The sequence below is a fragment of the Bacteroides mediterraneensis genome, assembly GCF_900128455.1.
Taxonomy (GTDB): domain Bacteria; phylum Bacteroidota; class Bacteroidia; order Bacteroidales; family Bacteroidaceae; genus Phocaeicola; species Phocaeicola mediterraneensis.
On record NZ_LT635783.1, the window covers coordinates 38,794 to 51,159 of the forward strand.

The following is a 12,366-nucleotide window of genomic DNA, read 5'->3' on the forward strand; positions in this document are numbered from 1 at the left end:
GTTGCGAATTTATTGGTGAAGGTATGCGTTGGAACGATTTGGTACGTTGGTCTTCAATGGACCAGTTGGTGAATAATAAGTTTATTCCTGAAGGATGTAATTTCTGGGCTAAAATGTATAAGACTGCCATTTATGATGGTGAAGGGTATGAAGCCACAAACGTCGTTACTTATATTGAAGGACCGACAGATGCAAAAGCCAATATATCTTCACGTTCAGAAAGTACTTATATTCGTCCTTACAGAATTTTAAGCAACAATCCTGTATTTGATGGATATACCTGGATGAATGCACATTATAATTCTCCACTGCCGATTCGTGAGATTGAATTGCTTTCACCGGATGAATCAGTAGACACTTCTGTCCTTTATCAGACATGGGGTTGGCCTACAGTTCCGAATATGGAAGCGGAAAAATAAACTAAAGTTTTAATATTCTTTGAGAGAGGTTGTTCCGAATTTACACAGGAACAACCTCTCTTGTTATTTTGTCCCTGTCCAATAAAGCCAATTAGACATAAAAAGTATTGCTCAACTATAACCTGCAAACACCTCATCTATACTACATTCCTACTTTTACAGCCATCCGAGAATAGTACATTCCTGATATAGTATATAGGCAAAAACAGATAAATTCAAATATAGCCACCAGCCGTCATTTGTTGGCACCGAAAAGAACTCTACACAAGAACGTGGAAGCCATAAACACATGACGGCTGAATAAAAGCACATAACAACAAGATGATTACAAGCATCGGAACCCTTTACATCGTATTCACCACCATATTTACATCATATCCAAAGGATTGCTGACTTATCCAGTAATTTTATCACTCGACAATAGGGTGGTTGCCCGCTAAAATGCATACTTTTACCCATAAATAAGAATTTGGGAGTGACTAAATTCTAAGGGATATGGACTGAGTTCGCAATTGAAGTCAGTCCTATTTTTAGGCCTCCGCAAAATCTTTATCAAACAACAACGAGAAAGATATCACTTGCAGACTACCTTTACCTAACAAACTTTTACAAAACATATCACACTTACAAATTAAACCTCCAATAAAAGTCCTTACCTTTGCTAGAAAAATTATTCTGCCATGAAAAAAATTCTACCGTTCTTTATCGGAAGCTTATTTTTAGTTTCTACCCTCCACGCCCAGCAAACCAACCTGCAACGGGCCGCAACCATTCTGCAATGGATGAAAGACACCCAATGCGACAGTATCTATGCCTGTTTCGATGCAAAAATGCAGCAGGCCATTTCCTCCTCACAGTTAAAAGACATGTGGACACAGGTGGAGCAACAACTTGGCCCGCTAGAAAAAGAAAAAGAATGGAAACAGGATGCCATCGACGGTACGGTGGTCTACTATACTGATTTGAAATTCCAACGCGCTCCACTACGCTTGCTGGTGACCTTCAATGCAGATAACAAAGTGAGCGGACTCCGGTTGCTTTCGGTTCCTCCGGAAGAAAAACCATTGGTCGCCCCGTTCGACAGTGTGCATCTGGAAGAATCCCCCATTGAAGTGGTTTCCGGAAATTACAAACTACCCGGCACCCTCACCCGTCCGAAAGGAAAGACCCACCTTCCGATTATCATCCTGGTGCATGGCTCCGGCCCACAAGACAGAGACGGAAGTATCGGTCCCAACAAAATTTACCGGGACATTGCCTGGGGACTGGCCGCTCAAGGTATAGCTGTACTCCGCTATGACAAACGTACGTATGTATATGGAAAAGCCTCCGTTCCGGAAGGCAAAGAGATTACTCCCGATGAAGAAGTGGTAGAAGATGCGGTTTCAGCCTGCCAATTAGCGGCCTCCCTGCCGTTTATCGACAAGCGGAAAGTATTCATTGCCGGACACAGTCTGGGAGGACTACTGGCCCCGCTTATTGCTACCCGCTGTCCGTCGGTCACCGGACTTATTCTGCTGGCCGCTCCTTCCCGCCCACAGGATGACATTCTTAAAGAACAAATACGTTATTTGGGCTCATTGAACGGAAACACGGATGAAAAGCTTCTTGCCCAACAATACCAGCAAATAAAAGCCGCTGCCCCCCAAATCTATTGGGACTATCTGGACAAGTACGCACCTGTCATGACTGCCTGTTCCTTGTCTGTTCCGATGCTCTTCCTGCAAGGAGAACGAGATTATCAGGTAACGATGCAGGATTTTGCCATGTGGAAACTGGGAATGTTCGGCAAAACGAATGCCACGTTCCAGTCCTACCCCACCTTAAACCACTGTTTCATGGAAGGTACCGGTAAATCGACGCCGATGGAATACAATCACCCCGCACGGGTATACGGAAAAGTAATGGAAGATATAGCAAAATGGGTCACCCAAGAATGAATGACCCATTTTGCTATCTGTAAAACCGGATGATTTATTTTCCGGTTTTGATTTTATCCCATGACGGAGGAGTGACTCCCATCAAATTACGGACAAAGAAATCATATCGTTTGTGTTCGCCAAAATCCTCTCCCATGGTATGGTGAGCACCCGGAATCACCACCAGTTCAAAATCCTTATTGGCTTTTACCAACGCATTGACTACCTGCATCGTAGAAGAGGGGTCTACATTGTCATCCAATTCGCCGACCACCAGCATCAGTGGACGAGTCAGCCGATAGGCATTGTCCACATTCGAACAAGCACTGTAAGACTCATCTACCGGATATCCCATCCAAAGTTCGTTCCACCAGATTTTATCCATCCGGTTGTCATGACAACCACAAGCCGAATAAGCCGCCTTGTAGAATTCTGGATGGAACAGTACAGCTCCTGTAGATTCCTGTCCGCCGGCTGAGCAACCAAAGATACCGACACGGTCAATGTCCATATAAGGATATTTCTGTGCAGCAGCCTTAATCCAGGCAATGTGGTCGGGCAGTCCGGCATCTTTCAGGTTTTTGTAGCACACTTCCTCAAATTCTTTGGAACGGAAAGAAGTGGTCATACCATCTACCTGTACTACGATAAATCCAAGCTCGGCCAAAGAAGTCATCCACCAGTTATAAGAAGAGAAAGTCTTCGGCACATACTGGTCGCCCGGACCGGAGTAGATGTACTCAATCACCGGATATTTCTTCGACGAATCGAAATTGGACGGACGGTAAATCACACCCCACATGTCGGTTTTTCCATCACGACCTTTGGCTGTAAACACTTCGGGAGCCTTCCATCCGTTAGCCAGCAGTGCAGAAATGTCTGCCTTTTCCAGCTGCATACGGATTTTCCCATTCTTTGCCTCACGCAACACAGCTACCGGCGCCTGGTCTACCTTACTGTATACATCTACCAGATACTTATAGTCGGGCGAATACCAGCACTGGTGCATACCCTCTTCGGGAGTCAGTTCTACCAGGTTGCTGCCGTCGAAGTTGATTTTATAATAATGAATCAAGTAAGGGTCTTCCTTTTTATTCATGCCATTGGCGGAGAAATAAATCACCCCGTTGGCCTCATCCACATACTGCACACCACGTACGTACCATTCACCTTTGGTAATCTGGTTCAACGGTTTCCCTGTGGCCCGGTCGTACATATACAAGTGATTGTAATTATCCCGCTCGCTCGACCAGATAATCCGTTTACCGTCGCTCAGATAATTCCGGTAAATACGGGGATAATTTACGTATTTCTCTTCTTTCTCTTCAATCAACGGACGGACCTTTCCATCGACTGCCGACATTTCCAACACCCGATACACCTTGTGTCCGCGTTCGTTGTATTCAAAAGTAATGCCTTTGCTGTCTGCATTCCACATCGGAGCCGACAAATCATACTGATGACTAAACAACTCTGTAGAAGGAATCAACCGGCGACCGGATTCCACCTCAAAAATGCAGGGCACCTTGAAACGCAGCTCATCGCCCGGTTTGGCATACTCCTGCTTGTGCAGCTTCGGCTGTGACTGGTCGGCAGGAGAAGACTCCACATAATACACATAGCGCTTCTCTACCGGACGAATCCGACAAGACACCACCGACTTGGAGTCGGGCGACCATTGGATATAAGCAGAATAATAATTACTCAATGTACCGTCTTGGCTCAGCTGTTTCTCTTCGCCGGTCGCAATTTCACGCACATACACATTGTCGTTCTTGATGAAAGCCACCCATTTACCGTCGGGAGAAGTCACCGGACGTCCTTCTTTTTCATCGTCCACTTCCATCCAGTGGCGTTCTTTTCTACGGGGAGGAACCGCACCTTCATCGAGCAAACGGTTGTGCTTGATGCTGTAAGCCCAGAACTTACCGTCAAGTTGGAAGCGCAACGTATCAAGAGACACATTCAGCCGACAGTCCTGAAGCGGAAGATGATACGCATCCACCTTCCGACCTGACTGTTCAGATAAAGCTGTAGCCATTTTCTGCTGGTCGAACAAAGCTGTCCGTTTAGCCGATGCCGCATCCACCTTCACATACTCGTTTCCTTTCTCAGTCTGACGTACATACCAGAAAGAAGAAGTCTGTTCTACCCAGTGAGGCACCACTCCTGCATAAAGTACCTGCTTCATACTGTATCTCTCCCGAAGCGCATAAGCCCGGTTATAATCTTCTACTGTACCCTGTGCAAAAAGCGGCATACAAGCTGCACTTCCCAGCATGATGGACAAAAGTCCCGATTTCCATAAATTGTTTCCCATTGTGTTTTATTTTAAAAATCGGGACTTCAGATATTCTTTCTCGTATCCAAGAATATCCAAAGCCCCGAGTCTGATTGCATTATTATCTATCAATTATCATGGTCATTTCACTTCCCATTCGTACAAGCCTGAAGAGTTCTTATCCGGCTGAACGACTTCCAGTTTTACAGCCTTGGTCTTTACCGGTTCAAATTCTACCGTGTTCGGATTACCTTTCTTCACGCCATATTCCGAGATGTTCTGTACCGGAGTCCAGTTGCCGGAAGCATCTTTGTAATAAATCTTCCAAGCTTTCGGCACACGGCAACCTCCCCATGGTGCATCGTCAAACCAGTAAACCGTAGAGCTGGAAACTTCCATCTCTTCCGGAAATTCGTAAGAAATCCATTCCGTAGTACCTTCTTTCGGCCACCAATGATAATAAGGAATGGTTCGGTCGTTTTCATCTTTCGGTACCAGCCCGTCGGTGATGGCAGACAAAGAAGTCACTTTATGAGATGCATCTATCTTACTCTTGGAAGCCAAGGTAGGAATAGCTACCGGACGAGTGGCACTTACTTCATTCGGCAACCATACCGCCATGTTACCGGCTCCACGGTGAGCCCATGCATAATACGGAATCATTGTCAGTGTATGATCTTTAGCCACCAGACGACCCGACTCATCGTATTCCAAGGTCTGGGCCTGTGTCTTGATTTCGTTAATACCATACAGCAAATCCGGTTTTTCTACCACTTCGAACTTCGGCGTGCGGTTCATCAAGACACTCAGCACATCGAAATCGTTGTCCGGCCATTCCGCACAATAGACAATCGGGCCACGTTCTACAGACACCCGGCCACGGTCAGCTTCCACTTTACCGTTGGCTCTAACCGTACGCACATTCATGTCGAAATGGATTTCCACCTTATCTCCCTTCTTCCATTTACGGTCGATAGTGAGATATCCTTTCTCTAAATCCGATTTCACCTCTTGTCCGTTTACTTTCACACAGTACTTCGGACGACTTCCGTCGGTATAAGTATACAAATCGCTCGGAACCACCTGATTGCGTACCCATCCCGGGATACGAATCTTCATGGCAAACTGTCCGGCTGAATTCCGGTCGACTGCCAACGTGATGTCTCCGTTCCAGGGATAAGAAGTGGTCTGTGACAAGGTCACCTTCTTGCCGTTTACTTTCAGCGTGGCATTGTTGGCAATGAACAAGTTGACATACACATCCTTGTCCTTCACTGCATACACATAACCCGGTACAGAAGGAATGAAACGGCAGATGTTAGACGGGCAGCAGGCACAACCGAACCACGGCTGGCGCTGATGCTGTCCCATGGATTCCAACGGATTCGGATAGAAGAATGAACCCCCATCCAATGATACGCCTGAAATCAGTCCGTTATACAATGTACGTTCCAGCACATCATAATACTTGGAATCCCCATGCAAGAGGAACAGACGGTAATTCATATACACATTTCCGATAGCCGCACAAGTCTCACAGTAAGCCGACATGTTGGGAAGTTCATAATTTTTTCCGAAAGCTTCCCCATTGTTCGTTGCACCAATACCACCGGTTATATACAATTTCTTGGAAACGATGTTTTCCCAAATACGGTCAATGGCATGCACATACGCCGTATCTCCCGTCAAGGCAGCTACATCGGCCATACCAGAATACATGTAAGCCGCACGAACGGCATGTCCTACTGCCTCATCCTGTTCAATCACCGGCTTATGAGCCTGACTGTATTCATCCCGGCGGGAAGTGTAGCCACGCTTGTCCAGGAAGAATTTAGCTTCATCCAGATATTTCTGGTCACCTGTTACCAGATACAGTTTGGCCAATGCCATTTCGGCAATCTGATGGCCCGGTACACGTACCTGCTGTCCCGGTTTATCGCCGATTTCCCGGCAGACACAGTCTGCATAACGAATCGCAATATCCAGGAAGTTACGCTGTCCCGTAGCCTGATAATGTGCAATGGCTCCTTCAATCATGTGTCCCAGATTATAGAACTCATGACTCAGTTCCTCCACCTTTTCCCAGCGTTTGCTACCCGCCCATTCATGCGGATGTTTGGGGTTCATGGTACGTGCCGTGTACAGATAGCCGTCGGGCTCCTGTGCGGCTGCCACAATCACCAGTACACTGTCGATATACTTCTTCAATTTCTCATCCGGATACGTCTGAAGCAGATAGCTTGCTCCCTCAATAGTTTTGTACACATCCGTATCATCAAACGAATACCCTGTCACCTTGTTGTTTTCACTCGGGTGAGCGGCCATTTCAAAGTTCTTGTAACGTCCGGTTTCTTCACATTTGCTGAAAGCCAGCGGAATCGTCACCTCACGGCTTGCTTTCAATCGTTGTCCCCAAAAAGAATCCGTCAGTTTTACCGAAGTAAACGGAACCGGATCAATCGGATAGCCATGTGCCGGAGTTTTCTTCTGTGCGTATGCCCCGCCTCCAATCAACGAAAAGAGCAGAGCTGAAATCACTAGTTTTTTCATGGTTTCATTGTTTATTTATAGGTTCTTGTTTTTCATTTATGTTCCAATGGAAGAGCTTCATCCCAAATTTTCAACGCATGCACATAACCACTAAACGGCCAATTGCCTTCCGCATTTTGTCCCAAAGTTACAAATTGTATCGGTTTTATCAGCAACTGAATGTCTTTCGAGCTGATTAATTGGTCATTTATATACACTTTTTCTATTCTTCCATCAAAAACAACATAAATATGTTGCCACTTCCCGGCCAAACTCTGGGCATCCTTATAACCCACGTCTTCATAAAAGCCGTAATGGTTCAGCATGCCGCAACGAGGTTCCGTCCCATTCACCAACATAATCTTTTCCAACTCGTCATGTGAACTGGTAAAATCGGCTACACATTCATTTTCAGCCAGTTCCAGATTCAACACCCATGCCTCCAAAGTGTAAGGCGCATTGTCACGAAGAGTAGCCGGCAACATAAAGCTGGAGCGGAAGAACTGCTTGCCTTCAAAACGGAAAGCCTTCTTCCCTTGCACTTCCTCCACCACTACCGGCGCTTTCCGTGCCTCGAAATAACCTTCCACTACGCCTTTGTTCGGGATATACGGCACAGTATCTCCTACGGCGAAATCTTCGGCTGTCATAGAGACCAGCAATCCTTTCTTTACACGGTCGGAAGCCTCCACACGTACCAGTCCCACTGTGGCATCGTATGCTTTTTCCACTTCTTCCTGCTTCCAGTTATAATACCGGAAATTCGTCAAGACCAGTTCCCGGCCTGGAGCCTGAATCACCACTTTCCCGCGTTGCACATAGTCTTCTGCCGACTTGGAAGTCCAGCGGTTATTTTCATATACCCAGACTGTGGCTGTATGTTCCTCTTTCGGATTGATGACCGGTGATTCGAATTCCAGCTGCGTACCCGGTGCCAAGACGATGGCTTCCTGTCCTCCTATACGCTTGCGGGAAACTTGTCCGGTCGTCAGTCGGAAGATGCCGCCCAGCATACCGCCGTCGTTCTTCCATTCCGTACCGTTCCAGTCCAAGCCTGAAAGCCCCATCCACAGCTGAGGAGAGGCCGTTTCATACGCCCCAAACACCTTGATATTCCACAATGCACCGGCAAAACCGTTTTTCTGTGTACCCGTGGTTGTCAATCGTACATAACGTGCATCCGTTTCTCCAAAATCCACCATCGGACTTCCAGCCAGATAATTGTGACGCTTGTCCGCAAAGACCTTCCATTGCTTTCCATCCACTGAGGTTTCAATCAGGTATTGATAATAAGATGTACCATATTCAAACTGCGTCCAGATGGTACGTATCTTTTCCACCTTCTGCAAATCAATTTCAATCCATTCCTGCCCCATCGTTTTCGGACGCCACAACGTACCGTTATTGTCATCCACCGCATATTCAGGCAAGAAATTCGCATCATAATACGAAGAAGCCTTGACCGGTTTCCCGTATGCCAAATTCTTCGATTTCAAGATACTCTTGGCAAAAGCACCGACTCCACTGTGTGTCCCTTCCACCGGTACAATCGAGCCATCGGCATTAAACTCCAGCTTGTCTATGCAAAGCTGGCGATGGAATCCCCGGTTGGAATGAGGATTGTCGTGACGATGATAGACAATGTAGTAATTGTCCCCTTCCTTCAGAATACTGTGATGCCCCGGACCATGCACCGTACCGTCGGCCGAGGTTTTCAGTACCGTACCTCTGTACGTATAAGGACCGAGCGGCCCTACTGTACTTGTGGCATATTGTACATGATAGGTGCTGTCATGACAAGAATCGGAGGAATACATGAAATAATAAATTCCGTTCCGCTTCATGACAAACGGAGCCTCGAAAAAGTCCTTGATTTCCGTATTGGGTATCAGCTTCGTTTCCACAAAACCTTTCATGTCGGGTGTCATTTTTCCTGCCCCGCAACCAAAGCCTTTGTAAATACCCCATGTTCCCCAATACAGATACACGGAGCCATCGTCATCTACAAACGACTGCCCGTCCAGCGTAATCGCATTTTTTACAAACCGGTCGGGTACCAGTACTGCTTCACTCTCGCCGAGCACGTTTTTCCACGGGCCACGTGGCGTTTCAGCCATTCCTTCATACACATTACACGGCTGGCAATAAAACATCCGATACGTTCCATCCGTATGTTTCATCACATCCGGTGCCCAAATCCAGTGACTGTTCGGCCAGTTCATCGGCATAATGGTCCAGTTCTCAAAATCCTTGCTACACCACACCTGCGCAGGGCCAAAGCCGGCTCCACTTCCATCGGTTGTGGCATATACATAATACGTGTCTCCAAATTTCTTTACAGTAGGGTCTGCAAAATATCCCGGAATAAAAGGATTGCCTGCTCCCGGTGTATTCCACTCCACTTTCTGCGAATACACCGCCTGCAAGGCCATTCCTAGAAACAAACCTGTCAGAACTTGCTTTTTCATTGTGTTTCTCTTTTTCTTATTATAGGTGAACTTCATTCAAAATAGGTATCTCTATCTCATAAAAATACTCTTTCAACAACTGATACATCTCCGGGTCGTACGATTTCAGTTTTGTACGACGGTTCATGGAATTATGCACCTTGTTGGGAGTCTCCGAATAACGGTTGCAGTTGAAGAACGACTGCACACATTCTGCAAAATACTCTTCCTTGTTAGAAAGGGCATACGTATCTTTCCATAAGCCCTTGGCAATGGCATGCTGCATACATTTCTCCAAGCGCTCGTTGAAATCAGGTTCTACCCCCACTATACCGATGGTGTGGAACAAATGTGCGAACTCATGAATCAGGATATTCTCACCCACATACCGGTCGCCCGGCAAAGCCAACACGTTCTCTTCTCCGCAGCTGGCCGAGAAGTCATCCTCCGGTGCTCCGCCAAATCCACGGGCCCGCTTGTTCCAGAAAGCAATGTTTTCCGGCGTATTGCAGATATGCGCATATTCAGGCAAGTCGCACACCTCTTCATGCTCTCCGATAATCATCACATGACAACCTTTGCTCACCATTTCTTTCTTGATGTCCGGACGCTTGGCCGTCATCAACGACACAATCTCATAAGCTTTTTCCAACGCCTCGTCGCGCACGTGTTCCGTAGACACAATATACAAACCGTCCACAGCCAGGTATTTCTTATAGAAAGAAGGTATTCCCTTTCCTTCCGGTACAGCCGAAGGCTTCACTTCTGCCACAAACGTGCGTTCCAGTTTCAAGGCGAAACCACCTCCCGAAGCCAGATGGATAGGTAGCTTCGTATTCGCATCTACGATGAAGGTCTGCTTTACGTAATCTTCCGCCTGACGAGAAGCATTGATACCGTCTTTAAACAACGTACATCTATACTTCTCCCCTTTGCCCAGGAACGAGAAGTCCAATGTGATATCCCGCTCGTCCCAATTGGTCATTCCACCGATATACCAGTTGATATCTTTCTTGCGGACCGTCACAATCGACTCACCCAGCTTACCCGAGTAAACAAAAGTAGAATCTACCTCCATCGGAATCGAACTGATGAAATCCACACATTCCTGCTCTTTCAGGTAATTCGTCGGCGCGTCGCACAACATCGTGAACGGTGAATCATGTACGATATAAGCTGCCAGCTGATGACAGCGCGTACCCATGCTGGCCGGTGTGGAATACATCGGCTGGAAGTCGCGTTTTGACAAGTTACGCATCGCTCCCGGCGTATAGTCTACATATCCCGCCATCAAGCGAATGTAGGGGAAAGTCACATCATAAAGCGGCATGTTCTTTTCCACCTCACTCCATTTCATTTCCTCCATGCCGAACACACTCTCATAGTTCACCACGTTCGGACACGTACGGTTCAGCCCTGTCGGTTTGTAGATACCGTGATAGTCCAGCATCAGTTTATATTCTGCCGCTTTTGCCGCAATCCGATAAATCATCTCTACCGCCGTCTGGTCATCCCGATCCAAGAAATCCACCTTGAATCCCTTGATGCCCATCTCCGAATATTTCCGGCAAGCCTCATCCAACTGCGAATCCAACACGTTGAATACCGTCCAAAGCACCAGTTCCACTCCCTTGCTCTTTCCATAGCGAACCAGCTCCGGCAAATCCAGTTCCGGAATCACCGTCAGCATGTCCCCGCTCTTCGGGTCGTACCATCCTTCATCCAGCACCACATATTCCAGTCCGTTACGGGAAGCAAAATCGATATAATATTTATACGTATCCATGTTGATACCCGCCTTGAAAGGTACCCCCTTCAAGTTCCAGTCATTCCACCAGTCCCAAGCCACCTTTCCCGGTTTTACCCATGAACAGTCGCCTATACGGTTTGGCGAAGCCAAGGCATACACCAGATTGTTCACTGGCATATCCGTATCTTTTTCCGTAATGGCCAGAATACGCCACGGATACGTGCGGCTACCTTTTACATACGCGATATAATCTTCCGTTTCCGTCACATACTCTTGCTTGCGCCACGGATAAAAATCCGTCTTTTTCGGATAAGGAGCAAACACCCCCTTCAAGGTCTGCTTCCCATCCGGCTGCACGAACATACCCGGATACGCCTCCAAGTCCGACTCCAGCAACGTCACCTTCACCTGCCGGCAATCCACTGTGATCGGCAAGAAAGCCAGTTCCTGCGGCGCCTCCGACAACGGCTTCACCTCATACGTATTCTGGAATGCCATCGCCATCGGCTTTTCCTTGTTCGTGGAATAAGGCAGATAGGCCGTATAATCACCGGCAAACCGGAACTCCGCGATTTCGTTTTTGATAATCAGATTCTCTTTCGAAGAGGTATAAAAGCGATAAGCCACTCCTTCGTTGTAGACACGGAAATAAACTCCGTACCCACCTTTCAGCTTCAAGTCCATTTCATTGCAAATCGCACGAAACGACCTGAAGCGATAAAAAGGTGCGTCAATGTCCTGAATCATCTTTTTAGTCTTGGAAGAAATTACTTTCTCCACGCCGGATGAAGCCGACGTTTTTCCTTCTTGAATTAACCCTAATTTACTATCTACAACAATAAGAGAGTCTTTATGATATATACAATAAGTCAAGCCATTTGCACCGGATGAGACCTCCACTTTCAGGTGTTTATCCGGCGACTGAACCACATACACTTTATTACTGGCTGCCATTGAAGAAAGGCAACCGAACAACCATAAAAAGGCACAACACAGAAACGATGTATTTTTCATAACCATA

At 46.8% G+C, this 12,366-nt stretch carries 6 protein-coding genes; 2 read left to right on the forward strand and 4 right to left on the reverse strand.

The genetic code is table 11. The features are described from left to right. A partial coding sequence (locus BQ7480_RS00170; protein WP_139255807.1) for a RagB/SusD family nutrient uptake outer membrane protein occupies positions 1 to 419 on the forward strand: 419 nt, incomplete at its 5' end. Positions 420 to 1,099: 680 nt separating this feature from the next. After that, on the forward strand, positions 1,100 to 2,359 hold the full coding sequence (locus tag BQ7480_RS00175; protein ID WP_072541224.1) for an alpha/beta hydrolase: 1,260 nt from the start codon (positions 1,100 to 1,102) through the stop codon (positions 2,357 to 2,359). A 34-nt stretch (positions 2,360 to 2,393) separates the two neighbouring features. Here the strand turns inward: BQ7480_RS00175 and BQ7480_RS00180 are convergent, their stop codons facing one another. From BQ7480_RS00180 to BQ7480_RS00195, 4 genes are all read right to left on the reverse strand, one after another. Next, a complete protein-coding gene (locus tag BQ7480_RS00180; protein WP_072543818.1) occupies positions 2,394 to 4,619 on the reverse strand; it encodes a S9 family peptidase in 2,226 nt (741 codons plus the stop codon). A 141-nt stretch (positions 4,620 to 4,760) separates the two neighbouring features. Then, complete coding sequence (locus BQ7480_RS00185) at positions 4,761 to 7,169, reverse strand: glycoside hydrolase family 127 protein (protein WP_072541225.1); 2,409 nt, start codon at positions 7,167 to 7,169, stop codon at positions 4,761 to 4,763. A 32-nt stretch (positions 7,170 to 7,201) separates the two neighbouring features. Then, positions 7,202 to 9,616: a family 43 glycosylhydrolase gene (locus BQ7480_RS00190; RefSeq protein WP_072543819.1), complete on the reverse strand. Its 2,415-nt coding sequence runs from the start codon at positions 9,614 to 9,616 to the stop codon at positions 7,202 to 7,204. 19 nt (positions 9,617 to 9,635) lie between these two features. Beyond that, on the reverse strand, positions 9,636 to 12,359 hold the full coding sequence (locus tag BQ7480_RS00195) for a glycoside hydrolase family 97 catalytic domain-containing protein (RefSeq protein ID WP_072541226.1): 2,724 nt from the start codon (positions 12,357 to 12,359) through the stop codon (positions 9,636 to 9,638). Positions 12,360 to 12,366: the final 7 nt, after the last annotated feature.